Origin of the sequence: Bradyrhizobium sp. AZCC 2262, assembly GCF_036924535.1 — a bacterium.
GTDB lineage: Bacteria > Pseudomonadota > Alphaproteobacteria > Rhizobiales > Xanthobacteraceae > Bradyrhizobium.
The window spans coordinates 9,436,567-9,461,162 of sequence record NZ_JAZHRT010000001.1 but is presented as its reverse complement, the minus strand read 5'-3'; the positions used below and the strand labels follow the sequence as shown (position 1 = coordinate 9,461,162).

Below are 24,596 nucleotides of genomic sequence, written 5' to 3'. Positions count from 1 at the left end.
CTCGGCCGCCCGTCTCCACGGACGTGCCTCCTCCCGCCGCCGAGTTTATAGGTCGCGCATCGGAAATGACAATCAGCCGATTGTGAGGGGCGCCTCACAACCGCCGTCAGCCCGTAGGATGGGTAGAGCGCAGCGAAACCCATCAATAGCTTCCGGCGAGGCGAGGTGATGGCTTTCGCTTGCGCTCTACCCATCCTACGGTTCTTTTCGCCTACCCTACGATCCCCGCAGCCACCTGTCCGCGCAGCCGCTCCAGACTGTGCAGCGTGCTGGCGCAGGCTTCCGCGACCTCGATGCCCTTGATGACGAAATGTTTACGGAAGAAATCGTGGTGCACGGCGCTGTCATGGAATTGCTGCGGCGTCAGCACCGCGGAGAATACCGGCACCTCGGTCTTGAGCTGCACATCCATCAGCGCCTTGATCACGGTGTCGGCGACGAATTCGTGGCGGTAGATACCGCCGTCGACCACGAGGCCGGCGGCCACGATCGCGGTGTAGCGCCGCGTCTTGGCGAGCAGTTGCGCATGCAGGGGTATCTCGAACGAACCCGGCACCTCGAACAGATCGACCTGCGCGCGCGAGATATGCCTCGCCTCGATCTCTTCGAGGAACGCGATGCGGCATTCCTCGACCACGTCGCGGTGCCAGGACGACTGCACGAACGCGACCCGCTGCGGCTTGACGAAGCGCGGATGCACAGGCGCCGGTGGACGCTCGGGGACGTCGGGAACGCCACTCGCGTCGACCGTTTGGGGTTGGGATTGGACTTCAGTCTCTTGCAACATCTGATTCATGGCTTTCCTCTTTCAGGACCAGAATCAGGGCATACGGAACGACGTCAGCCCACACGCAAACGCGCGAAGGCCGCCGCAAACCGTTCTCTTTCATCCGGACTGTAACCGTCGGCTTCGGAATCACACCGAATCTGCTGACCCTTCTTCTCGGGAGAAAAGAAGGCGCTCGCGGGCTTGGGCTACGTCACCCTTACCGCCGGTGGGGATTTTCACCCCGCCCTGAGAACATCGGCCGACCGGAATGGACGACCTGCCTTGAGAATATGACCAACGCCGGGGCGTCAGCAAGCATCTTTGGCATGGGGAATCGGCATGTCCCCATGCCGCCGGAACAGGGCGCACGCGCGTGATCCGCTGATGGCCTTTACTCGGGCCGCCGCAATTGGGATAGGCTTCTGTCAACAGGGGGGCGCTCGACATGAAACTTCTTCTTCGCCGGAATTTCCTCAAACTCGCCGGCGCACTCATAGCTATGCCCGCCTTGCCGCAACTGGCGTCCGCGCTCGATTATCCGACGCGGCCGACGAAAATCGTCGCGGGCTTCGCCGCCGGCGGCGGCGTCGACATTACCGCGCGCCTGATCGGCCAGTGGCTGGCCGATCACCTCGGACAACCCTTCGTGGTCGAGAACCGCACCGGCGCCGGCGGCAATATCGGCACCGAGGCGGTCGTGAACGCGGCACCTGACGGCTACACGCTGCTGCTGGCAACCGTCCCGAATGCGGTGAACGCCTCGCTCTACGAAAAGCTCAGCTTCAATTTCGTCCGCGATATCGGGCCGGTCGCCGGCGTCATTCGGGTGCCGATGGTGGTGCTGGTCCACCCCTCGGTGCCGGCGCAAACGCTGGCCGAATTCATCACTTACGCCAAAGCCAACCCCGGAAAGGTCAACATGGCCTCGGCCGGCAGCGGCAGCGCGCCGCACATGGCGGGCGAGTTGTTCAAGATGATGGCCGGCGTCGACATGGTCCACGTCCCCTATCGCGGCCAGGGGCCCGCGCTATCGGATTTGCTCGGCGGCCAGGTGCAGATTCTGTTCGCGGCCGCGCCGGGCACCGCCGAGTACGTCAAGACCGGCAAGCTGCGTGCGCTCGCGGTGACCACGGCCGCGCGTATGCCGGATCTCCCGGAGGTTCCGACGGTGGCGGATACCGTGGCGGGCTATGAAGCCAGCCAGTGGTACGGCTTCGCCGCCCCGAAAAACACGCCGGCCGAGATCGTCGACAAGCTCAACAAGGAAATCAATGTAGCGATCGCCGATCCCGGCTTGAAGGCGAAGCTTGCCGCCATTGGCGGCGAGCCGATGCCGGGCTCAGCGGCCGATTTCGGCAGACTGATCGCAGGCGAAACCGAGAAGTGGGGCAAGGTGGTCCGCACCGGCGGCCTCAAGCCGGAGTAAGGCCGCCACGATTGCGGCTATGCCTTGCGCGCGAAGGCCACATATTGCGCACCGAACGGAAGCCAGCCGAGGCTGGCTTCGAGCGGGCGCAGCCGGGCGAGGCTGCGCGGGAAAAACAGATTGTATTGAATGCGGGGCGATGCCCATCCCGCGGCGCTCAATCGCTTCGCCAGACTGCGCGCAAAGATCAATTTGGCGTTCTCGTCGAACGGACACGTATTCACCGCATGAACCGTGAGCGGGTTCAGCGGATTGTGCTCGAAGATCGCGATCAGGCCACCGATACGCGTGATCCGGTGCAACTCCTTCAACCACGTCACATGCTCCTCGTGGGGGATGTGGTGGAACACGCAGGCCGAGAATGCGACATCGAACGCGCCGGCTTCGCAGGGGATCCGGCTGCCCTCGATCAGAACATAGGTGCCGTCTCCGGGATAACGCTGCTTGCCGAGCCTGAGGCTGCGATCCGAGACATCAGATGATGTCAGCGCCGCATCGGGAAAGTATTTTCGGAAGAACGGAATGGAATTGCCGATCCCGCTGCCGAAGTCGCAGATCCGCGACACGCCGATCTGCTCGCGTTCGACGATCGCCCGGAGCTGCCTGATCTTGTATTCGGCGAAATATTCCGGGCCCTCGCCGGTGACCGCAACGTTCTCACGATGCTGGTCGTAATAGGCGTCGGCGAAGCGATCGAATTCGGCCTTGTCCATATCAGCGATCCATCTTCCCGAACGACGCCGGCCCGCCCCCTTGCCGCGAACAAGGGCCGGTGCATCGTGACGCAACGTTTAGATAGCGCCTAAACATTTGATTAATTCAGCCGCAGCGCGCTTCGACGAATCGTACGCTCGCGGCTCTAAAAATTGATGAACAATTAACCGGGCTTCATTGATTATCGCAGGCAGAACTTCGAACCGATTCATTGCCGGACAGGCCGCCAGACCCATGGAAATTCAGGACGGGACGCCACGCCCCGGCAAGATGTTTCTGTCCATCGTTGTACCCTGCTACAACGAAGAGGAAGGCCTGCGCGAATTCCACCATCATATGACGGCCGCGGCGCGTGCGCTGTGCGGCCAGCGGTTCGAGCTGATCCTGATCGATGACGGCTCGACCGACGACACCTGGAAGCTGATCAACCAGCTCTCGGCGGAAGACCGCAACGTCGTCGCGGTACGGCTCTCCCGCAACCACGGACATCAACTGGCGCTAACCGCGGGGCTGTCGACGGTGCGCGGCGACCTCGTGCTGGTCATCGACGCCGACCTGCAGGATCCGCCCGAACTGCTGACGCCGATGTACGAGATGATGGCGCGGGAAAGCGCCGACGTCGTCTATGGCCTGCGGCGCAGCCGCGCCGGCGAAACCCGCTTCAAGAAGAAATCGGCCGAGGCCTTCTACCGCCTGCTCGCGCGGATCACGCGGGTCCATATCCCGGTGGACACCGGCGATTTCCGGCTGATGAGCCGGCGCATTTCCGACCAGCTGGTGCAGATGCCGGAGCATGACCGCTTCATCCGCGGCATGGTGGCATGGCTCGGCTACAAGCAGGTCGCCTATGAATACGACCGCAAACCGCGTTACGCCGGCTCGACCAAATATCCGCTGGCGAAGATGATCAGCTTTGCGGGCGACGCGCTGATCAGCTTCTCAATGGTGCCGCTGCGGATCGCAACCTATGTCGGCGCGCTGCTGACCGCCGTTCTCACCTTCGTCGGCATTGGCGCGGTGATCAGCTGGATCCTGTCAGGCACCGTGCCCGGATGGACCAGTCTGACGCTATTGGTCGTCATGATCTCCTCGGTCCAGCTTCTCGTGCTGGGGCTGATCGGGGAATATATCGGCCGCATCTACATCCAGTCGAAGAACCGCCCGCTGTTCGTGATCTCGCATATTCACCGGCGTGGACGGCTGCCGCACAGCGCGGCCGACGGCGAGAGCGACATGGAAACGACAGCGTTCAACACCCTGCTGGCCCAGTCGGGACCGAAAGCGCGCAGCCACGCCTACGACGAGGCCTCGTGATGAAAGCGATCCTGAGCCATCCTGCGCTCTATCAGGCCTACCAGAATGCCGGCGGCTTCTTCGGCGCCCGCGTCAAGGCGATCGCCGATTACCTGGCGCTGCGGCCGGGAATGCGGGTGATCGATATCGGATGCGGGCCCGGCCATATCCTGCGCCATCTGCCTGATGGTATCGAATATACCGGCTTCGATATCGACGAGGCCTATATCGCCTATGCGAGGCGCTCGTTTGGCCATCTCGGCACGTTTCATTGCCGCCATTTCGATGCCGCAGCCGCCCGCGAATTCGCCGGCGCCGACGTCGTCATGATGAACGGCGTGCTGCATCACATCGCTGATGACGACCTGCAGGCCACGCTCGCCGACATCCGCGACGTCCTCAGGAGTGACGGCGTTCTGTTCACCCTCGACGGCTGCTACCGCGAGGGCCAGTCGCGCATCGCCAAATGGCTGCTCGACAACGATCGCGGCGAGTTCGTCCGTGACCGGGACGGCTACGATCAGGTGCTTCGGCGCGCCTTCGGAAAAGTGAACCTCGCCATTCGCGACGACTATTCGCGCGTGCCTTACACGTTCATCATCGGCGTCTCGCAGAAATAGCTGCCGCAAAGCGGCTATTCGTTCCGGCGCAGGATGTCGATCCCTTCGACCGAACGCACGAGCGTGTAGGGCTTGAGGAGCTGCGACACTTCGGCGTCGGCGCGCGCCCAGGCGCCCCAATCATTGCGCAGATTGTCGACCAGGACGAGGTCAGGCGGCAGCTTTTTGAAATCCTCGATCAGCCATTTGCGCTCGAGTGCCAGATAATCGTTCAGCTTGGCATCGGTCGCCGCATCGACAGAGGTCCTTTCGCGCGTCAGCCGCACGAACTCGCGGATCCAGAGATTTTCCTGGCGGGAAACCCAGACGCCGTTGAGATCCCGCACCAGCGGGTGACCGATGGCGGCCTCCCCGCTCAGCACCAGTATCCGGGGATGCGGCTTGAGGCCCTCGACAGCTTGCCTGACCGGGCCGACATAGACTCCGGCATAGAACCACTGCATGCCGACGATGAAGGTCACCGCCAGCACGAACGCTGAAAGGGCTTCACCGCGGCGCGAGCGCGATCCCGGGGCTGCTGTCAGCGCATAGCCCATCGCAAGCAACGCCACCGCGACCATCGGATAGGAATGATAGGCCCAGCCGCGCCGCTGCAGGAAGAACGAGATGGCAAATCCTGCGGCGGCCAGCACCGTGACCAGCAACAGCGGGTCGGACGTTCGGTTCTGCCGTGCCAGCAGCACCGAAACCATCGCGATCGCGAAGACCAGCGTGGCGTCGTTCAGGAAGATGGCCGAGGCCGGCATCGACCACGACAGGTAGGTGTCGCGAACAAGCGGATAGGTGACCGTGAAATATTCGGGGTAAAAGATGTACGTGCTGACACTGACTATTGTCACCAGCACGGCCGTGATGATGTTCTCCGGCGCAAACAGCGCGAGCCAGGAGCGTGAACGGATGGCGGCGAACAGGATGCAGAATGCCGCCGGCACCGTGAAGAACGGCTTGAAGGCGAGCGTGATGCCGGCGCCCACGCCTGCGATCAGAATTGCCCATAGCGGCACCGGTTCGCGGTTGCTGCGCAGCGCGTAGACGGCGAGCGCGGGAAGAAAGGTGAGCATTGCCATGTGTTCGCGCTGGGCGAAGACATGCATCGGCAGCACCGTCACCACGGCCGCGGCCCAGATCACCAGCGGACCCCAGTTCAATCCAGACAGCGACGGCGACAGACGCAGGATGCGTGACACCGCGAACAGGGAGGCCGCCGCGAGCAGCAGAAGCTGGGCATCGATCACATGCCGCGGATCGACGCCGAGAATGCGCGCCAGCGCCACGCCCGGCAGATAGGCGAAGGCCGCCATCGGCGGGTTGATCTCGATGATATCGCGATAGAGATGCCGACCATCCAGCATGCGTTCGCACACCACCAGCAGCCAGCTCACATCGGTATTGAGCGGAACGGCCTGCCGTAGCAGGATGGCGACGAGGAACACCAGCCCGGTCAGAAGCAGCGGCATCGGCGCCAGCCCGTCCCGCCCCGCCGTACCTGACGGCGAGCGGAGGGAAGCGGTGTCGAACTCCGAGATCATGGGCCTATCCTGCAAGGGAGCTGTGCGACGCTAGCGAATGAGCGTTAACGCGCGATTTGCAAACGATCCGGCGCGTATCGATGCACGGCGAAACATTCACGAATCCTTAAAGCCGGCATCCTAGAGGTGTCTATCGCGCCCAATTCCAGATCGCCTGGGGCGACGCACGGGGAACAAGCGTGACACACGCCGCTGACGTTGCCGACATGGATGCAGCAAGGCGCGCGGACCGGGCCTGGCAAACGCCGCTTCTTCAAACCAACGTCCTGGTGCCGATGGCCATCGCGCTCGGCTCGCTATTGGCCGGCGCGATCTACACCTGGTTTGTCGGCGAAGACGTCAACTGGGATTGGCAGAACTACCACGAGTACAATGTCTGGGCGGTCATCAACGACCGCTATGGCATTGACGCGCTGCCGCCCGGCTTCCAGACCTATTTCAATCCGACCATCTATTTCCCGGTTTATTATCTGCGCCATTTGCTGCCGCTGCCCTACGGCCTGATGATCATCGGCGCGGTGCACGGCCTCAATTTGCTGCTGATCTATTTTCTCGTCCGCGTCCTGTTGCGGGAAGCGGCGACGGCGAGTGCGATCGGCGCATCGATCCTGATTGCCGCGGTCGGGCCGATGACGCTTTCGGAGGTGGGCACGAGCTTCTCCGACATTCTCACCGCACTTCCGATTCTGGCCGGCTGTGTCCTGATCCTGTCGGCGAATGGATCGCATCACGGACGCTACGTTCTCGCAGGCCTCATGATCGGCGCGGCCGTCGGGCTGAAATTGACCAATGCGGTCTATGCGATCGGTGCCGCCGCCGCCGTGCTTGCCGCCAGCCGGCCGCTGCTGGCAACGCTCTGCCTCGGTGTTGGCGGCGCGCTCGGCGCGTTGGCCACGGGTGGCGCGTGGGGGCTGATGCTCTGGCGCGAGCTGGGCAATCCGATTTTCCCGCTCTTCAACGCCGTCTTCCAGTCCCGGGAATTGGCCCCGATGAACATCATGGACTGGCAATTCCTGCCCCGGGGTATGCTGGACGCCCTGGCGTATCCCTTCTATTGGCTGGTCGGCGACAACAGGAGCTCGGAATATCCGTTTCGCGACGCGCGGTTTGCGGTCGCAACCGTGTTGATCGTGCTCGGCATCGGCCGAGGCCTCGTCACACGCACCGATATCTTCACGCGCCGCGATACCCAGTTCCTGCTGTTCTTCGCCGTCTCCTATGCGGCATGGCTCGCCGTGTTTTCGATCCAGCGCTACGCGATCGTGCTGGAGCTGTTGTGCGCACCCTTGATCGTCCTGCTGGCCCATCGCTGCATCGCCGCTACGCCCGGATCTGCCTCGACTGGCACATCTCCGGTGCGCATGAATGCGGTGATGCTTGCTGTTGCCCTGGCCATCGCGCTGTGGTCGCAACCGGGAGACTGGTTCCGCCGCCCCTGGTCCAATACGTACAACCCGACGATCTCCAAATCGCTTGAGCAGCCCGCGATCTATCTTCTTCTCGACAAGCCGCTGGCCTATATCGCCCCGCTTCTACCACCACAGTCGCGGTTCTATCAGATCGCCGACATTGCCCTGCCGATCATGCCCGACGGCAAGTTCGACCGCCGCATTCGCACCGCGTTGCAAGATCCGCCGCCGGGCGGCGCGTGGGGATTGCACACGCGCGGCAAGCCGATCCGCGAACCTTTGCTGGAGCGATATGGCTTGCGCGTCGATGCTTCCCGACCCTGCGTCGAAATCGAAGGCGCGTGGCCGGGGACGGCGATCGAGGCGTGTCCGGTAGTTGCGCGCGAGAAATAGGACCGCGGCGTTCCCGCGGGCGCTTCAAGCCGCCTGTTGATCTGCTTTCAGCAGCTCGGGAATTTTCTGCAATCGCGTGACCACGTCGGTGATTTCCAGAAGCTGTTGCCGCTCTGCACCGACCATTCGAATGCCTGATCGTGTCCATGATGGCGTCGGCGTCCTCGCGCGCGGAGGCCGGAACCAGCCTCTGCCTCCGTATGCGCGGGCGTATCGGCGGCGAGGGACGCTAGATGTAGTCATCCCAAGGGGATTAACGGTCTATTAACCATCACGATCTATTAACTATTGTGGCGGACCGGCTTGATTTCGTCGGCCGCCGGACTCCGCGGCGCTCGAATCCGATTCCGGTTTGTTCTCTTCTTAATAACTAAGGCCCGCGATCTGCTGTGGACGACGCCGCTTTGGCCTGTGGACGGACTCAGGGGTGAGTTGCGCGGATTCCGCAAATCACATCACTTGAGCCTCGACACCCCGGGAGGATCAGCGATCGGGGGGAGTGCAGACGGCGCCGATGCATCAGTTCAACGAGCTCCGTGTGCGTATCAGAAGAATCCAAAAACAAGGTCGAGACGGCATGTCCCTCCTCGAAGGCATTATCGATTCCCGGAACAACCCGTTGGCGGCGGTCGAGGACATTGCCGCCGAAAACAACTGGGCGTTCGAGCGCTCCGGCGAAGACGAAGTCACGATCGTCTCCAAGGGCAGCTGGACGGACTATCAGCTCTCGTTCACCTGGATGGCGGAGATCGAGGCGCTGCATTTGGCCGCCGCCTTCGACATGAAGATTCCGCTGGCGCGCCGCCCCGAAGTGCAGCGGCTGATCGCGGCGATCAACGAGCAATTATGGGTCGGCCATTTCGACATCTGGACCCACAGCGGCATGATCATGTACCGGCAGGCGCTGGTGCTGCCGGGCGGGCTGACCGCCTCCAGCGCACAGTGCGAGGTCATGCTGGCCGGCGCCATTCACGCCTGCGAGCGCTATTACCCCGCGTTCCAGTTCGTGGTCTGGGCCGGGAAGACCGCCGCCGAGGCGATGAGCGCGGCGATGTTCGATACCGAGGGCGAGGCGTAGGGCTCGCGGCTTCCGCACATTCGATGTCGTCCCTGCGAACGCAGGGACCCATACGCCGTGACCTCACGGCCCAAGCAAACAGCTTGTGGGCTTTCTCTCGCTTGACTAGAACCGGCTGTCGTTATGGGTCCCTGCGTTCGCAGGGACGACGAGGGAGTATTTCCTATGTCGTCGTCGGTAACTAATTCCCTCACTAACGTCCACGGCGCCATCGCGCTGGCCGGCGCCGGCAAGATGGGCGGCGCGATGCTGGCCGGTTGGCTGGCCGGCGGCCTCGACGCCAACCGCGTCGTGGTGGTCGAGCCGCAGCCGTCCCCCGAGATCGGCGCGCTCGCCGCCAAGGGCGTCCGCCTCAATCCGAACGACCCCGGCCCGGCCGATACGCTGGTGGTCGCGGTCAAGCCGCAGATGTTCCGCGAAGCGGGTCCGGCGCTGAAGAAGCTCGTCGGATCGAATACGCTGGTGGTCTCGATCATGGCGGGCACGACGATTGCTGCCCTTGAAGAAGTCTGCGGCGGCATGGTGGTTCGCGCCATGCCGAACACGCCGGCCGCGATCGGGCGCGGCATCACGGTTGCGGTCGCGGCGAAGAATGTCAGCGCCGCGCAGCGCGGCACCGCCGATGCGCTGCTGCGCGCCACCGGCGCGGTCGAATGGGTCGACGATGAAAGCCTGATGGACGCGGTGACCGCCGTCTCCGGCTCCGGCCCGGCCTACGTGTTCCTGCTCGCCGAAGAACTCGCGCGCGCCGGCGTCGAGGCCGGCCTGCCGGCGGATCTCGCCACAAAACTCGCGCGCGAGACCGTCGCGGGTTCCGGCGAATTGCTGCATCGCTCCGAACAGGATTCCGCGACGCTGCGCCAGAACGTCACCTCGCCCGGCGGCACCACGGCGGCCGCGCTGGAAGTGCTGATGGGCAAGGACGGAATGCAGCCGCTGATGATCCGCGCGATTGCCGCGGCGACGCAACGGTCGAAGGACCTGGCGAAGTAGGTTTGCTGACCCGTCACCCTGAGAGCTTGTGACGCTTTTGGCCGCTGCGGAGCTTTGGAGCGAGGTGGCGGCTGCTCGTCGCGGCAAATGGCGGTTTTGGGGTTTGAGTTTGTCGATGAGCTCTCGTTTATGCACTGCAGAGGCGGTTGCCTTGCAGGATGTTGTTGGTGAGGGCGTACCAGAGCACGACGGCGCGGACCTTTTCGATGCCGCGCACGGTTAATTGCCGCAGGTCCCAGTTGCGCCAGCGGGCATGGATGCACTCGCAAATCGAACGGGGCTTGTACCGGGCCTTGCCCGCTTCGCTCGCCATTCGCGCGCGCCAGGCCAGTACCCCCGGGCCGTCGCCGCGCCGCGGCAGGTACGGATCGGTGCCGTGCTTGGATTGAGTGGGCGGACAAAAGACCTCGACGCCCTCGGCATGCGCCCATTCGATGTCCTCCGCGCTGCCAAAGCCGCCATCGACGAGATGGTCTTTGGGCAGACCGCCAGGGCGCGTGCGCTGCCGCTCCAGCATGGGACGCATCAGGCCGCGGTCGGACCCGGTGTTGCAAATCCTGGTGTCAACGACGATCTGCTGGCCGGCCGCACTCTTTACCTGCACGTTGTAAGCTGGGCGGAAGCCGCCGTCGGCCATCTTCATGACCCGTGCATCGGCGTCCGTCGTGGATGCGCGCGGCTCCTTCGGCTTCTTGCCATTGCCGCGCTTTTCTTCGCGCTCCTTGCGCTGCTGCTTGATCTCGGCCAGCGCCGTCTGCGCCGCTTTCACGCGCGCGCGGCGCTCCCGCGCGGCTCGCTCCTTGGCCGCCCGGGTGCGCTGATTGCTGGCGTCCGAGCGTGTATCGACCTCGCGCTTGAGATCTTCCACCGCTGCCTCAGCCTGTGCCAGGTGCCGGTCGAGTGTCGCCTCGCGCCGGAACGAGGCGGCTCCCGCGCTGGCCCGGACCCGCACCCCATCCTGCGCCAGCGTCTCCAGATTGACGAGGCCAGCCTTCGCCAGCGCCGCCAGATGCTCGCTGAGCAGCCGGTCCAGCAGATCGGCGCAACCGACCCGGAAGTCCGCCAGCATGTGATAGTTCACCGACACGCCACCGCACAGCCAACGATAGGCATCGTGGCTCTCGCACAGCCGCTCCAAGGCGCGTGCGCTGCCAACGCCCTCGCTGGTGGCATAGAGCCACAGCGCCAGCAAAAGCCGCGGCGATGTCGCGGGGTGACCGGGGCGGTCGCCCCTGGCTTTGATCCGGTTCTCCAGTTCACTCAGATCAAGCTCTTCGACATAAGACCAGATCAGGCGCACCGGATGGTCTTCCCCGATCAGGCTCTCGATATCCACCGCGCGCAACGCGATCTGGTCGCGTTGCGGTTCACGCAGCCGCGGCGCGCCGAGCGGCGCCGCTTCGGCTTGCGGCTTCGCCTGATCCGGCAGGTCTCCAAACAATTCATCGGCAGCCATCATCGCCTCCCGCGAATCCATATCGCCAGAGAATCACACTGCATTAGCTATCGGCTAGACTGGCTTGCCCGACGTCAAAAAAATCACACTCTCTGAGGCGCTCGCGTACAGCGAGCCTCGAAGGGTGCACGGCCCGTGGCCCATCCTTCGAGGCGCGCAAAAGCGCGCACCTCACGGGTGAACGCTTCGCGTTCATCCCGGGGATGACGTCAGAGTTCGCCAGCTACTTCCCTGCCAGCCGCTTCGTAAACGTCTCGGTATTGACGAGGCCGCGGGCGTGGCGGCCGTCGCCGATCTTGCGTTCGCCCTCGAAGGCCTCGACCTCGAAGCGGATCACGCGGCGCTCGACCGCTATGACCTTTCCCGTGACGCGCACGGTCGCGCCGACCAGCGAGGCGCCGAGATGGCGGATATCGACCTCGGTGCCAACGGTGATCCAGCCCGGTTGAAGATGCGGCCTGATGGCATCGCTGGATGCCATCTCCATTTCCAGGATCATCATCGGCGTCGCATAGACCATCGGCATGCCCGGCACGAAATGCCCGACCGTGCGCTCGGCCGGCACGACCAGCGTCCGCTCGGCGCTCATGCCGATCTTGATGAAGTCGCGTGCGTCCATGGGATGCTTCCGCAAAAGCGCTGTCGTCCCGGCCTTGAGCCGGGACCCATAACCACAAATCGCCATTGTTGCGGCACGCTGGAGCTCCAGCTTTGTCCAGCAACCTACATCGGTGGTTATGGGTCCCTGCGTTCGCAGGGACGACCGTGATAGAGAGGCGCTACTTCTTCGCCGCAGCCGCCCGTTCCACAAACGTCTTGCCGCCCTTCATCTTGTGGGCCAGCGGCGCTTCGTTGATCTGGATCACGACCGCATCGGCATCGACGCCGAGGTTCTTGACCAGCGCCTGGGTGATGTCGCGCATCATGCCGGCCTTCTGCTCGTCGGTGCGGCCCGCGGCCATGCTCACGGTAATCTCAGGCATTGTCGTCTCCTCGTTGTTTTTCTTTCGTCACGGCCAAGCATAGTAGTCTGCTTTCGCAGACTGCGTAAACTTGTCTGCGATCCCGACCGTCCACGATCTCTTCCATCAAACAAGACGTGGATGCCCGGCACAAGGCCGGGCATCACGCCTGGAATGAATAGCTATCCCCACTTCACGTCATGGCGCGCCAGCACTTCGCGCACCTTTGCGACGATCTCGTCCTCGGCGCAGGAAAACTGCGCCGGACGGGTCTCGCGCCATTCCTGGTTGGAGGCGATCGCAGCCGCCGCCTTCGCGCCCTCGATCAGGTCCTTGATCTGAATTTCGCCGCGCGCCTTTTCATCCGAGCCCTGGATGATCACACACGGCGAATTGCGGCGGTCGGCATATTTGAGCTGGTTGCCCATGTTCTTCGGGTTGCCGAGATAGAGTTCGGCGCGGATGTTCGCATTGCGCAACTGCGCGACCATCTTCTGGTAATCGGCGACGCGATCGCGATCGAATACGGTGACGACGACGGGGCCGAATTCCGGCCGCGTGTCGAGCTTGCCGAGCATCGTCAGCGCGGCCTGCAGACGCGATACGCCGATCGAGAAACCCGTCGCCGGCACCGGCTCGCCACGGAAGCGCGAGACCAGTCCATCGTAACGGCCGCCGCCGCCGACCGAGCCGAAGCGGACGGGTCGGCCTTTTTCGTCCTTGGTTTCGAGGGTGAGTTCGACCTCGTAGACGGGGCCGGTGTAGTATTCGAGGCCGCGCACGACGGAAGGATCGATGACGATCTGATCCGACCCATAGCCCGATGCCGAAACAAGCTTGCCGATTGCGTCGAGTTCGTCGCGGCCTTCCTGCCCGATCTTGCTGTCGCGCAGCCGTGCATCGATCTGAGCACCCTGTTCGATCGCACCGACGACCAGGGCAATGTCTTCCGCCTTGAGACCGGCGCCCTTGGTGAAGTCACCTGACTCGTCCTTGCGGCCCTCGCCCAACAATTGCTGAACGCCGGAGATGCCGAGCCGATCGAGCTTGTCGATCGCGCGCATCACGGTCAGCCATTGCCCGTCATCGGTGATGCCGAGCGCGTCGCGCACCCCATCCAGCACCTTGCGGTTATTCACCTTCACCACATAGCTCCCGCGGGGAATGCCGAGTGCTTCCATCGTGTCCGCCGCCATCATGCACATCTCGGCATCGGCTGCTGGCGAGGCACTGCCTACCGTATCCGCGTCGAACTGCATGAACTGGCGGAAGCGGCCGGGGCCTGGCTTCTCGTTGCGGTAGACATAGCCGGCGCGGTAGCTGCGATACGGTTTTGGCAGCGCGTCGAAATTTTCCGCGACATAACGCGCCAGCGGCGCGGTCAGGTCGTAGCGCAGCGAGATCCACTGCTCGTCGTCGTCCTGGAACGAGAACACGCCCTCGTTCGGCCGGTCCTGGTCGGGCAGGAATTTTCCGAGCGCGTCGGTGAACTCCATCGCCGGCGTTTCGACCGGCTCAAAGCCGTAGCGCTCGTAGACTTCGCGGATTTTCTCGACCATCTGGCGGGTGGCCGCGATTGCGGCCGGGCCACGATCTTCCAGCCCGCGCGGCAGGCGGGCACGGAGTTTCTGGGGTTTTTTGGGTTTTTCAGCCATGGGCGGCGTTGGTACCAGCCAAGACGCGACCGGGCAACCGTGTCGCACGGCCGGCACCAGACCCCGCCATGGCCGGGCTTTGACGAAGATTTGGATCTGGGCCGTAACGGTCCTTACGCCGCCACCTCGCCCTTGAGCCGACCTTAAGGGGTTTCCATCCTCGCGCGGAGCGCGTCGGCATCGGCCTTCGGCATTGCCTTCAGCAGCGGCCTGATGGTCTCGCCTCCGACGATCTTGCCGTTCCGCGTGAACATCCAGTCCGAGATGTCGGCCTCCCTGAACTCGGTCACATCGCCGGCCTTCTTGCCGGGCAAATCACGCGGCGCGTTGGCGAACCTTCCCGAATAGCGGCCGTCCGCGATCTTCTTCACATCTGAGATCCAGATGTGCTCGCCATTGGTCCTTGGATTCGGAAAGCGCGCCTTGAGGGAGTGACCGGTCTCCGACGGCTTTGCCGCGTCATAGCAGGCCCAGAACGTCGGCAGCGTGGCCCGCGCCTTTGCAATCGCGGCATTCATCTCCGCATTGGCAGAGCTGACGTCGATCACCGGGGAGCGATCTTCGGCCCTCGTAGCCGACGTGGGGGAGCCGAGAACGGCGAGCGCCGCCGCGAAGGCGGCCGCCACGACGCATTTGGAAACCATTGAGAGAACCGAGGTCATCGTCACCTGCCCGCTGCGCACAAACCGGGAGTTGGTCGCGCAAGCGCGCCAGACGGTTCACGCTATCGGCCGCCTCGCAAGAATGCGCTTCAAAGGTCCAACCTTGTGGGGCTGAGGTACGTCACGCGGTCAATCGAGTTCTGCGAGTGGTGAGATTGCGGATGAGGAGACGGTGCTTTGAATCTGAAACACCACAGCTTTTTCGAGATGAAGTTTCGCTTGAGTTCGTTCACACCAAGAATGTGATGGGACCCTCGGTCCTTCACCTGGCAGCGGCGCCCGAAGCGTTCAAGAATATGAATTAGCGAGCAATGCTTCGATGAGACTTGAAAAAGATGAAGCTCAAAAAGTGAGAGCGCGTGTTCGCGATCTCACTTTTGTATAGAGGCGAACGCTTAATTTTTTGTGTTGCAGCATCGCGGCACGCGACGGCAACCTCACCCGGCGTGGACTGCGTCCACGCCACCTTCTCCCGGTCACAGGACCTTTCTGATCCAGTCGTGCGGGTCTTCAGCGCGACCGTACTGGATGTCGACCAGCTTCTTGCGCAGCCCCATGGCGACCGGGCCGGCCACGCCGCCAGAGATCAGAAACTCGCCGCTCGTCGAACACACCTTGCCGATCGGCGAGATGACGGCGGCCGTGCCGCAGGCGAAGGCCTCTTTCAGCTTTCCGCTGGCTGCATCCGCGCGCCACTGATCGACCGTGTAGGGTTCCTCGCGCACGGGCGTGCCGGAATCCTTCGCCAGCGCGATGATGGAATCGCGGGTGATACCCGGGAGGATCGTGCCGAGTGGCGGCGTCGCGAGCGACCCGTCGTCGAACACGAAGAAGACGTTCATGCCGCCGAGTTCCTCGATGTAGCGGCGCTCGACCGCATCGAGGAAGACGACCTGATCGCAGCCGCGCTCGATGGCCTCGGCCTGCGCGCGCAGGCTCGCCGCATAATTGCCGCCGCACTTGACGGCGCCGGTGCCGCCGATCGCGGCGCGCGTGTAGTTCTCCGACACCCAGATCGACACCGGCGCAGGTCCGCCCTTGAAATAGGAGCCAACCGGCGAGGCAATGACGGCGAAGATGTATTCCGCTGATGGCTTGACGCCGAGGAAGACCTCGCTCGCGATCATGAAGGGCCGCAAATAGAGACTGCCCTCGCCGCCCGGGATCCAGGCGCTGTCGATGCGCACGAGCTGCTCGACCGCTTCGATGAACACGTCCTCGGGCAGCGGCGCCATCGCCATGCGCTCGGCCGAACTCTTGAAGCGCCGCGCATTGGCGTCGGGGCGGAACAGGTTCACGCCGTTGTCGCGCTTGTAGGCCTTGAGGCCCTCGAAAATCTCCTGCGCGTAGTGCAGCACGGCCGCGGCCGGATCGAGCGGGAAATTGGCGCGGGATTCGACTCGCGCGTCATGCCAGCCCTTGGCCTGGTTGTAGCGGACGATGGCCATGTGATCGGTGAAGATCCGGCCAAAACCCGGATCCGCGAGCTTTGCCGAGCGGTCCTGCTCAGGAGTTGGATTCGCCGCAGGCTGGATTTCGAATTTCAAACTCATGCCCTTGCTTCCTGCCCTTGCTTCCCGCTGTCGGAATCGGCGCGATTCTGGCGCCGGCCTGCCTCTGGATCTGGACGTCACAAGCCTGGACTTCACCACCACCCGCCTTGCGGCCGGTTTCCTGCGCTGCCATGTCCGTGACGACATCCTTTTGCGGGATGCCGAAGTCCAGTATGTTTGCCGAAATACCGCTCGACAATCGCACGGTAGTCCATTTGCGGCCGTTGCCGCCATCGCTGCCTTTTTCGGCTGCCTGACACGTCACCAAGTTCGAAACGACTTAAAGTTTCGTCGTGGCTGGCAGTTTTGTAACATTGAACCCAAGATATGTCAACATGACTGACATAAATTTTTCAAAGGGCCCGGCCAACCCCGATTCGCAAGGCGCCGCCGGCACTTCCCCTGCCCCGCGGGCCGGCGAATTGCGCTGGGACATTATCGAATTGTTGTTCTTCGCCTACCGCGACTTCGTCGGCGATGCCGACCACGAGCTCGAGGCTTTCGGATTCGGCCGCGCCCATCACCGGGTGATGCATTTCGTCTACCGCTATCCCGGCCTCAAGGTCGCCGACCTGCTGGACGTGTTGCGAATCACCAAGCAGTCGCTTGGCCGGGTGCTCAAGCAGTTGCTCGACGAGGACTACATCGTCCAGAAAACCGGCAATAATGACCGCCGGCAGCGCCTTCTTTACGCCACCCCCAAGGGCGAAGCCTTGGTGGCAAAGCTCGCAGGGCTGCAGACCGATCGCATCACAAGCGCGCTCCGGGACATCAATCCCGAAGGCGTGGCTGCTATCAGCCAGTTCCTGCGCGCGATGATCGATCGCGACGACCCCGACAAGGTGCTCGAAGCGATCTTCGGGACCGGCGGCAAGAAGCCAAGGGAGTGATCGTGGCGCAAGGAGCAACCATGGCTGCAGCCACCGCGCGCGCAACGCAGCAACTGGCCGACGACGCGCCGCATCTTCTGCTGGTCGACGACGACCGCCGTATCCGCGATCTATTGTCGCGTTTTTTGTCCGGCGAGGGTTATCGCGTCACCACCGCCTCCAGCGCGAACGACGCGCGCGCCAAACTGCTCGGACTGCATTTCGATCTGTTGATCCTCGACGTCATGATGCCCGGCGAAACCGGCTTCGATCTCGCCCGCTTCATTCGCACCTCCTCCTCGGTGCCGATCATCATGCTGACGGCGCGCCATGAGGCGGAGGCCCGGATCGAGGGCCTGCAGATCGGCGCCGACGACTATGTCGCCAAACCGTTCGAGCCTCGCGAACTGATCCTGCGGATCGGCAATATCCTCAAGCGCTCCGCGCCGCCGCCGGTGGAGGCGCTGGAGCAGATCGCGTTCGGCCCTTACGTCTATCATCTCGACCGCGGCGAACTGCGCCAGGGCGAGGAGATCATTCACCTGACCGACCGCGAGCGCGAAATGCTGCGCATTCTGGCCGCCGCTCCCGGCGACACCGTGCCACGCGCGGCGCTGACCGGCGACGGCACGGTGAACGAGCGCGCGGTCGACGTGCAGATCAACCGCCTGCGGCGCAAGATCGAGCGCGATCCCGCCAATCCGCTGTTCCTGCAAGCGGTGCGCGGCATCGGCTATCGCCTGGTCGCGTCGCCCTGAGCCGCCGCCAATGAACATCGCGTCATGAGCACGCTCGACACCGGCCTGACATTTATCCGCAACGCGTCACAACGCGTCTCCAGGGCCAACGGCTGGATGGGCAACGCGTTCAAGAGCTGGATGCCGACCGGCCTCTATGCGCGTGCGCTTCTGATCATGATCGTGCCGATGGTGATCCTGCAAACGGTCGTGGCGTTCGTGTTCATGGAGCGGCACTGGAACACGGTGACGCGGCGGTTGTCGGCCGCCGTGGTGCAGGACATCGCCAGCCTGATCGACGTCTACAAGGCTTTTCCGCAAGACAAGGACCGCGCGCAATTGCGCCGCATCGGGCAGCGACTGCAGCTCGTGGTCGATTTCTTGCCCGTTGGCGACATGCCGCAGCCCGGCCCAAAGCCGTTCTTCTCGCTGCTCGACCAGGCGCTCTCGGTACAGCTCGGCCGCCAGATCGGCCGGCCGTTCTGGATCGACACCGTCGGCAAATCCAATCTGGTCGAAATACGCATCCAGCTCGACGATTCCGTGATGCGGGTGTTCGCGCAGCGCAGCGCGGCCTACGCGTCGAATTCGGAGATCTTCATCTTCTGGATGCTGGGCACGTCCTCGATCCTCTTGATCGTGGCGGTATTGTTCCTGCGCAACCAGATCAGGCCGATCCTGCGGCTGGCCGAGGCGGCGGAAAGCTTTGGCAAAGGGCGCGAGGCGCCAAACTTCCGTCCCCGCGGCGCAAGGGAAGTGCGGCAGGCGGCGCAGGCGTTCCTGGAAATGAAGGCGCGCGTCGAGCGCTCGATCGAGCAGCGCACCGCGATGCTGGCCGGCGTCTCACACGACCTGCGCACCATCCTGACCCGCTTCAAGCTCGAGCTCGCTCTGATCGGCGACAGCCCCGAAGTCGACGGCATGCGCAAGGATGTCGACGAAATGGCTGGCATGCTGGAGGCCTATCTCTCCTTTGCGCGCGGTGACAGCGGCGAGATCGCGCAGCCGACCGACATGGCGATGGCGCTGGAAGACCTGCGCAGCGACGCCGAGCGCCACGGCCATACCGCGACCGTGGTGTTCCGTGGCCTGCCCGTCGTGACGGTGAAGCCGGCCTCGTTCAAGCGCTGTATCGCCAACCTCGTCTCCAACGCGGCGCGACACGCCAGCACGGTTTCGATCACCGGCCACCGCGATCACCGCTACCTGACGGTGACGGTCGATGACGATGGCCCGGGCATTCCTGCCAACATGCGCGAGGAAGTGTTCAAGCCGTTCCTGCGGCTCGACGATGCCCGCAACCAGGACGAAGGCGGCACCGGCCTGGGGCTCGCCATCGCCCGCGACATCGCCCGCTCGCATGGCGGCGACATCACGCTCGGCGACAGCCCGATGGGCGGCTTGCGCGCGGCAGTAAGGGTGCCGGTGTAGGTCCCAGCCTACTTTGCATGGGGTTGTTTTCGATATTTTGTGTCGGGACCCTGCGGCGTACCACCGAAGCCAACGGCGGGTCCCGATCCGCTCTGGATTACTGCTTCGCCGGTGCCTTCGGAATCAGCGCCTTCAGCTTTTCCATGTCCTTGATGTTCATCTTCATGCCGCCGGGCATCATGATGTCGCCGACCTTCTGGTCGGGCTTGCAGGCGCCGAGCCATTTGGCCTCGATCGTCGTGGTTCTGTCGCGCCCCGCGCCGGCCGCGCCGCCTTCGCTGTGCGAGGTCGATTTCACGCTGTAGGCGGAATTGAAGTCGCCGGTAATCTCGGCATGCGACTTGATCGTCATGCCGGCGATGCCGCAGACGGAATCGGTGACATAGCCTGCTGACGTCTTCTGGATATCCTGCTTCGAGCACATCTCCTTGGCCATCGGCGAGAACGCGGTGCTCATGTCCTTGTCGGTGGTCTCGTCGGTGCATTGCTGCATCGTCATCTCAGGTGATGGCGCGCCTGTGCTCAGCACCTTCATCTCCCACAGTCCGGCCTTGCGGATCGGCAACTCCACGGCGACGGCGCCGCTGACCGGCAACAGGGCAAGCAGACCAACGGCCGAACAAGACACAAGAAGCAGTCGTCTCATGGGTGAGCTCCCCTGGTTTCTTCCACAACATCGTGGCGCGCGAAGTGAACACACGCCTCGCGTGGCAAAAACATGTCCAGCCGGAAAACCAGGGTAGCGGCTACGCTCAGTAAAGCGTGCGCAGCGGCCGCTCGGCGGCGCCATAGGGCACCCAGCGGCAGGCAAAGGAAACGTAGCCGCCGTAGTATGGCTGCACGCCGAGGAATTTCACCACCTTGCCGTAGCGGGCGCAGTGGTCGACGGCGAGCTGGCGGGCATCAGCCTGCGTCGCGAGCGTATAGGCGACGATGCCGCCGGTGTCGTTGCCCTTGAACGCCGGCACCGTGTCGATGTCCAACCACTGCGCCTGCGCCGGCGCGCCCGCCAGCATTCCGCCCATGGCAATCAGGCTCGCGGCCACAATTCTTCGCATCGCAGACTCCGTTTCGCTCGAAGCCCACCATAGTGTGCGCCGAAGGCCATGGAAAGAATGGGTTGCATCACGAGGCGGACTTGGCTGTCAGGTGTTGCCGCGCTGCACTTGACCTTGTCGGGGCTTCGCGGCACCGTCCCTTGCGTTGATTTACTGGCGGATTCCCCATGCGCAACCTGTTCAAATCCTTGAGAGCACTCGGCCCGATGGCGGCGGCGGTCGCCCTGCTGGTCTCCAGCCATGCCGCCCAGGCCGCCAATCCGTTGGAGCTGAATTTCGGCCTGTTCGGCCCGAAGTATGATGGCCGCGTCGCCGAATGCGAGCGGGCGCTGTCGACGATCACATCGCAGTTCCAGGAAAAGGAAGGCAAGTTCTGGAATTCGGCGCTGACGATCACGGCCTATAGCCGGATCCACGAAACCGCGTTCCGGCCCTGGCAGTCCGACAACATTCCGCGCCGCTATTGCAGCGGAGACGTGATGCTGAGCGACGGCAAGATGCGTACCGTGCACTTCTCGATCATCGAGGATGGCGGCTTTGCCGGCTTCGGACAGGGCGTCGAATGGTGCGTGACCGGGCTTGACCGCAACTGGGCCTATAGCCCCGGCTGCCGGGCAGCCAGGCCCTGATTCGCTCAGTCCGCGCCGATTGAACCTACCCTCCACGCCGGGCTTTCGCGGTCGCTTAATTTTGTTCTTGAAATGTTCCGTCTCCCTGCTAGGCTCCCGGTAGTCGAGTAGAGGGGCGTTCGATGCACCGATCCGTTATTATTTCGCGGCTTCTGATTTCGCTGGCGCTTGCTGTCGTCTCCGCCGGGATGGCGTCCGCCCAGGACCGCCGGCAGAACACGCCGGGCGAGTTCGATTTTTATGTCCTTGCCCTTTCGTGGTCGCCCTCGTTCTGCGAGGCGTCGGCCGAGCGCGGCAATAGCGGACGCTCGCAAGTCCAGTGCGAACGGCCCTATTCCTTCGTCGTTCACGGCCTGTGGCCGCAATATGAGCGCGGCTTTCCCGAATATTGCCAGCGGCCGTCGCCGCGGCTCGATCGCAACATCATGACCTCGATGCTGGACCTGATGCCGGCGCCCGGCCTGATCTTCAACGAGTGGGACAAGCACGGCACCTGTTCGGGGCTTGGCGCGCGGGCCTATTTCGAGAGCGTCCGCAAGGCGCGCGCGGCGGTGAAGATCCCCGAGGAATTCCTGCAATTGTCGGAACAGAAGACCATCGCCCCGGCTGATCTCGAAGCGGCCTTCATCAAGGTCAATCCGGGCTTGAGCAGCTCGGCGATTTCGGTGACCTGCTCCAGCCGGCGCCTCAGCGAGGTACGGATCTGCCTGAGCAAGGACATGCAATTCCGCGCCTGCGAGGAACTCGACCGCCGCGCCTGCCGCCGTGACGACGTGGTGATGCCGCCGGTGCGCGGCGGCTGAAGATCCGCTTCCGCCATGCCAAGGGCAATATACCCAAAGCATGGTTGCCCGCCTTTGCGCAGACTGCCCAGAGTTGTCTGCGTCCCCGGTCATCCACGGCCTATTGTCGTCTGCAAGGTACGTGGATGGCCGGGACCCTTCTACGCCGGCGCTGCGTCAGGCGCGAATGTCCACGCTGCTATGATCGGCGAAGCTCAGTCGTGCCGATCCATTGCTGCCGAGATCGAAAACGAGGGAATCGTTCGAGCCCTTGAAGTTTACAGTGGCCCTGCCGTACTGCTGGGTGATGACAACATCATTCAGCGAATAACCACTGATCGAGAAATCAACGCTGTCGCTGCCGTTGTCGAGCCGAACGACATCGTTGCCATCACCCTTGGCAAAATTGATCGTGGAATTATCACCCGTTACCTTGATGTAATCGTCACCGGCGCCGCCCGTCACGGTCGAAGATCCGCCGACCTGGATCATATCGTTGCCAGCGCCCCCATCGACGACAGAATTATCATAGGTCCGAACGTGGTCATCGCCGTCGCCGGCCGACACGGTCGCATGCGAGTATGTGCGGACGGTGTCGTCACCGGTACCGGCGTCGACAACCGCATGGTCATAGGCGTCGATGAAATCGTTGCCCGCGCCGCCGCTCAGGTTGGCGTGATCGTAGGCACTGAGGCTGTCGTCGCCGGCGCCGCCGTCAAGGGTGGAATTGCCGTAGGTTTTGAGCCTGTCGTTGCCGTTGCCACCCGAAACGCTCGAATACCCATAGGTGTAGATGTGGTCATCGCCGTCACCGCCGGTTACCGTCGAATGATCATACGTGCTGACAAAATCATTGCCGGCGCCGCCATCCACGGTCGAATGGCCATAGGTCCTGACGAAATCGTCACCCTCGCCGGCGACGACGTTGGCCCGGCCATCGACATCGATCACATCGTCGCCCGCGCCGGAATCGATCGTGGCGTTGCTGGCCTGAACCCTGATGCTGTCGTCACTGGCTCCGGTGATAATCTCGAACAGATCCATGCCGACCGACAGGCCGTTGTTGGTACCGCTGCTGCGAAGCGCCGCCGCCGACCCGCCGGTGCGAAAGGCATCGAGCTGTGCATGCAGCTGATCGACCACGGATCGTTCTGCCGACGCCCGCGCCAGCAACAGCTTGGCGCGGTACGAGATGCTGACCGTGGTGACCGAGACATCGAGCGTCGATGACGAGGCCCGGCTGAATACACTTGCCGTGCTGACCTTGGTGCTTGAATCCGCTGCCGCGGCGCCGACCTGCGAAAGGGACCAAGTGGTGTACGATGAATAGGCGGCAGCAATCACACTCATGGGTCACTTCCTGCTATGTCACGGTACTAGAATACACATACACCCTTGAATAGAAGGTTAGCGACTGCCTGCATTTTGCAGTCATCCGCTGAAATGCAATGGTTTTGGCCGTCTCTATGAGTGTACGACCTAAAATCATCTCGCGATGAGGCGGCGCCTCGCCAACGCAATTGGAGACGTCGCCCGCCGCACGCATGTTCGACGATATGGGTTACTTTCCTCGCCCCAATGTCGTAACCCCTGCCACCATGAACTACCGACACGCCTTCCACGCCGGCGGCTTTGCCGATGTCATCAAGCACATCGTGCTGGTGCGCATGCTGATCTATCTGCAGGAAAAGCAGGCCCCGTTTCGCGTCATCGACACCCATGCCGGCGCCGGCCGCTACGATCTCACAGGCGACGAAGCGCGCCGCGGCGGTGAATGGCTGACCGGCATTGCAAGGGTGCTGCAGGCGCGGTTTTCGGAAAACACGCTGCCGCTGGTGACCCCCTATCTCGACATCGTCAGGGCTTTCAACGCGCCGGGCAAGCTTGAGGCCTATCCGGGATCGCCCCTGATCGCCCGCGCGCTGCTGCGGCCGCAGGACCGTCTCACGGCCTGCGAAATCGAGCCCGGCGCCCGCCGGCAACTGATCGATGCGCTGCGCCGCGACAGCCAGGCGCGGGTGGTCGATCTCGACGGCTGGACGGCGTTACCGGCCTTCGTGCCCCCCAACGAGCGGCGCGGCCTGGTGCTGATCGATCCCTCGTTCGAGCAAAAGGACGAATTCGAGACGCTGGCCGGCGGGTTCGCCGAAGCCTATGCGAAATGGCCGACCGGCAGCTATCTGATCTGGTATCCGGTGAAGAGCCGGCGGGCCGCCGACACCCTGGCGCGCCTTGTCGCGGGCGCTGCCGCCGCCAGCAAGCCGACAGGCAAATGTCTGCGGCTCGAATTTTCCGTCGCGCCGCAGGCGTCGGGCGGCCCGCTCGCCTCCACCGGGCTCCTGATCGTCAATCCGCCGTGGACGCTGGGGGGTGAGTTGAAGACAATTCTGCCCGAACTCGAAAAACCGCTCGGCCAGGGCGGGGCCGGCCGGTTCAGGCTCGAGACGCCCAAGCCCTGAATACCCCGGCGCACGCGGTGAAAAGTGCGAATCGCCATAGGCAATTCGCGCAAATCCGTATTATGCTCAGGCCGTTGGGACTGGCTTTACGTTCCGCTTCCGCGAATGGTTGCGGCGGA

25 protein-coding genes and 1 riboswitch are annotated in these 24,596 nt (G+C 63.4%); of the genes, 12 read left to right on the top strand and 13 right to left on the bottom strand.

All coding sequences use genetic code 11. The features are described 5' to 3' along the window. Positions 1–211: 211 nt before the first annotated feature. Complete coding sequence (locus tag V1283_RS44435) at positions 212–796, bottom strand: 6,7-dimethyl-8-ribityllumazine synthase (protein WP_334392893.1); 585 nt, start codon at positions 794–796, stop codon at positions 212–214. A gap of 78 nt (positions 797–874) precedes the next feature. Continuing rightward, positions 875–1,027: riboswitch (FMN riboswitch) on the bottom strand. 187 nt (positions 1,028–1,214) lie between these two features. On the opposite strand from V1283_RS44435, the gene V1283_RS44430 reads away from it, so the two are divergent. Next, positions 1,215–2,195, top strand: coding sequence for a Bug family tripartite tricarboxylate transporter substrate binding protein (locus tag V1283_RS44430; RefSeq protein WP_334392892.1), 981 nt, complete (start codon positions 1,215–1,217; stop codon positions 2,193–2,195). Between the two features lie 17 nt (positions 2,196–2,212). Here the strand turns inward: V1283_RS44430 and V1283_RS44425 are convergent, their stop codons facing one another. Next, positions 2,213–2,908 (bottom strand): class I SAM-dependent methyltransferase, encoded by a 696-nt coding sequence (locus V1283_RS44425; RefSeq protein WP_334392891.1) that lies wholly within the window; start codon positions 2,906–2,908, stop codon positions 2,213–2,215. 271 nt (positions 2,909–3,179) lie between these two features. On the opposite strand from V1283_RS44425, the gene V1283_RS44420 reads away from it, so the two are divergent. Continuing rightward, positions 3,180–4,223 carry a glycosyltransferase family 2 protein gene (locus V1283_RS44420; RefSeq protein ID WP_442895926.1) on the top strand — a complete coding sequence of 348 codons (1,044 nt, stop codon included), beginning with the start codon at positions 3,180–3,182 and terminating at the stop codon, positions 4,221–4,223. After that, positions 4,223–4,822 (top strand): class I SAM-dependent methyltransferase, encoded by a 600-nt coding sequence (locus tag V1283_RS44415; RefSeq protein WP_334392889.1) that lies wholly within the window; start codon positions 4,223–4,225, stop codon positions 4,820–4,822. Before V1283_RS44420 ends, V1283_RS44415 begins: the two co-directional genes overlap by 1 nt. A 14-nt stretch (positions 4,823–4,836) precedes the next feature. Here V1283_RS44415 and V1283_RS44410 read toward each other — a convergent pair whose 3' ends face one another. After that, complete coding sequence (locus V1283_RS44410; protein ID WP_334392888.1) at positions 4,837–6,351, bottom strand: hypothetical protein; 1,515 nt, start codon at positions 6,349–6,351, stop codon at positions 4,837–4,839. A 179-nt stretch (positions 6,352–6,530) separates the two neighbouring features. Here V1283_RS44410 and V1283_RS44405 point away from each other — a divergent pair, with 179 nt between their 5' ends. The 3 genes from V1283_RS44405 (at position 6,531) to proC (ending at position 10,224) form a co-directional block, all read left to right on the top strand. Continuing rightward, positions 6,531–8,153 carry a glycosyltransferase family 87 protein gene (locus tag V1283_RS44405; RefSeq protein ID WP_334392887.1) on the top strand — a complete coding sequence of 541 codons (1,623 nt, stop codon included), beginning with the start codon at positions 6,531–6,533 and terminating at the stop codon, positions 8,151–8,153. Positions 8,154–8,730: 577 nt separating this feature from the next. Then, positions 8,731–9,231, top strand: a complete 501-nt coding sequence (locus V1283_RS44400; protein ID WP_334392886.1) for a YbjN domain-containing protein — start codon at positions 8,731–8,733, stop codon at positions 9,229–9,231. A gap of 165 nt (positions 9,232–9,396) precedes the next feature. Then, on the top strand, positions 9,397–10,224 hold the full coding sequence (proC, locus tag V1283_RS44395) for a pyrroline-5-carboxylate reductase (RefSeq protein ID WP_334392885.1): 828 nt from the start codon (positions 9,397–9,399) through the stop codon (positions 10,222–10,224). A gap of 127 nt (positions 10,225–10,351) precedes the next feature. Here proC and V1283_RS44390 read toward each other — a convergent pair whose 3' ends face one another. From V1283_RS44390 to V1283_RS44360, 7 genes are all read right to left on the bottom strand, one after another. Continuing rightward, positions 10,352–11,683: an IS1182 family transposase gene (locus tag V1283_RS44390; RefSeq protein WP_334392884.1), complete on the bottom strand. Its 1,332-nt coding sequence runs from the start codon at positions 11,681–11,683 to the stop codon at positions 10,352–10,354. 220 nt (positions 11,684–11,903) lie between these two features. Beyond that, entirely contained in the window at positions 11,904–12,299 is a 396-nt protein-coding gene (locus tag V1283_RS44385) for a thioesterase family protein (protein ID WP_334392883.1), read from the bottom strand. A gap of 160 nt (positions 12,300–12,459) precedes the next feature. Then, positions 12,460–12,663: a tautomerase family protein gene (locus tag V1283_RS44380; RefSeq protein WP_025590867.1), complete on the bottom strand. Its 204-nt coding sequence runs from the start codon at positions 12,661–12,663 to the stop codon at positions 12,460–12,462. A gap of 161 nt (positions 12,664–12,824) precedes the next feature. Then, complete coding sequence (gene hisS / locus V1283_RS44375; protein WP_334392882.1) at positions 12,825–14,297, bottom strand: histidine--tRNA ligase; 1,473 nt, start codon at positions 14,295–14,297, stop codon at positions 12,825–12,827. 143 nt (positions 14,298–14,440) lie between these two features. After that, a complete protein-coding gene (locus tag V1283_RS44370; protein ID WP_334392881.1) occupies positions 14,441–14,959 on the bottom strand; it encodes a YegJ family protein in 519 nt (172 codons plus the stop codon). Between the two features lie 476 nt (positions 14,960–15,435). After that, positions 15,436–16,512: a branched-chain amino acid aminotransferase gene (locus V1283_RS44365; protein ID WP_334392880.1), complete on the bottom strand. Its 1,077-nt coding sequence runs from the start codon at positions 16,510–16,512 to the stop codon at positions 15,436–15,438. Next, the gene (locus V1283_RS44360; RefSeq protein WP_334392879.1) at positions 16,466–16,711 is read right to left on the bottom strand and encodes a hypothetical protein; all 246 of its coding nucleotides are present in this window, start codon (positions 16,709–16,711) and stop codon (positions 16,466–16,468) included. Before V1283_RS44360 ends, V1283_RS44365 begins: the two co-directional genes overlap by 47 nt. A 136-nt stretch (positions 16,712–16,847) precedes the next feature. Here V1283_RS44360 and V1283_RS44355 point away from each other — a divergent pair, with 136 nt between their 5' ends. The 3 genes from V1283_RS44355 to V1283_RS44345 are packed head-to-tail and all read left to right on the top strand — an operon-like array spanning position 16,848 to position 19,549. Next, on the top strand, positions 16,848–17,402 hold the full coding sequence (locus tag V1283_RS44355; protein WP_334392878.1) for a MarR family winged helix-turn-helix transcriptional regulator: 555 nt from the start codon (positions 16,848–16,850) through the stop codon (positions 17,400–17,402). A gap of 20 nt (positions 17,403–17,422) precedes the next feature. After that, positions 17,423–18,139 carry a response regulator transcription factor gene (locus V1283_RS44350; protein ID WP_334392877.1) on the top strand — a complete coding sequence of 239 codons (717 nt, stop codon included), beginning with the start codon at positions 17,423–17,425 and terminating at the stop codon, positions 18,137–18,139. A 24-nt stretch (positions 18,140–18,163) separates the two neighbouring features. Beyond that, positions 18,164–19,549 carry an ATP-binding protein gene (locus tag V1283_RS44345; protein WP_334392876.1) on the top strand — a complete coding sequence of 462 codons (1,386 nt, stop codon included), beginning with the start codon at positions 18,164–18,166 and terminating at the stop codon, positions 19,547–19,549. Positions 19,550–19,646: 97 nt separating this feature from the next. Here the strand turns inward: V1283_RS44345 and V1283_RS44340 are convergent, their stop codons facing one another. Further along, complete coding sequence (locus tag V1283_RS44340) at positions 19,647–20,195, bottom strand: DUF3617 domain-containing protein (RefSeq protein ID WP_334392875.1); 549 nt, start codon at positions 20,193–20,195, stop codon at positions 19,647–19,649. Positions 20,196–20,301: 106 nt separating this feature from the next. Then, positions 20,302–20,607 (bottom strand): hypothetical protein, encoded by a 306-nt coding sequence (locus V1283_RS44335; RefSeq protein WP_334392874.1) that lies wholly within the window; start codon positions 20,605–20,607, stop codon positions 20,302–20,304. 167 nt (positions 20,608–20,774) lie between these two features. Here V1283_RS44335 and V1283_RS44330 point away from each other — a divergent pair, with 167 nt between their 5' ends. Both V1283_RS44330 and V1283_RS44325 read left to right on the top strand, forming a co-directional pair. Beyond that, positions 20,775–21,236 (top strand): hypothetical protein, encoded by a 462-nt coding sequence (locus V1283_RS44330; RefSeq protein ID WP_334392873.1) that lies wholly within the window; start codon positions 20,775–20,777, stop codon positions 21,234–21,236. Between the two features lie 122 nt (positions 21,237–21,358). Further along, complete coding sequence (locus V1283_RS44325) at positions 21,359–22,039, top strand: ribonuclease T2 (protein ID WP_334392872.1); 681 nt, start codon at positions 21,359–21,361, stop codon at positions 22,037–22,039. A gap of 156 nt (positions 22,040–22,195) precedes the next feature. Here V1283_RS44325 and V1283_RS44320 read toward each other — a convergent pair whose 3' ends face one another. After that, positions 22,196–23,368, bottom strand: a complete 1,173-nt coding sequence (locus V1283_RS44320; protein WP_334392871.1) for a calcium-binding protein — start codon at positions 23,366–23,368, stop codon at positions 22,196–22,198. Between the two features lie 248 nt (positions 23,369–23,616). On the opposite strand from V1283_RS44320, the gene V1283_RS44315 reads away from it, so the two are divergent. Beyond that, positions 23,617–24,477: a 23S rRNA (adenine(2030)-N(6))-methyltransferase RlmJ gene (locus V1283_RS44315; protein ID WP_334393399.1), complete on the top strand. Its 861-nt coding sequence runs from the start codon at positions 23,617–23,619 to the stop codon at positions 24,475–24,477. Positions 24,478–24,596 lie beyond the last annotated feature (119 nt).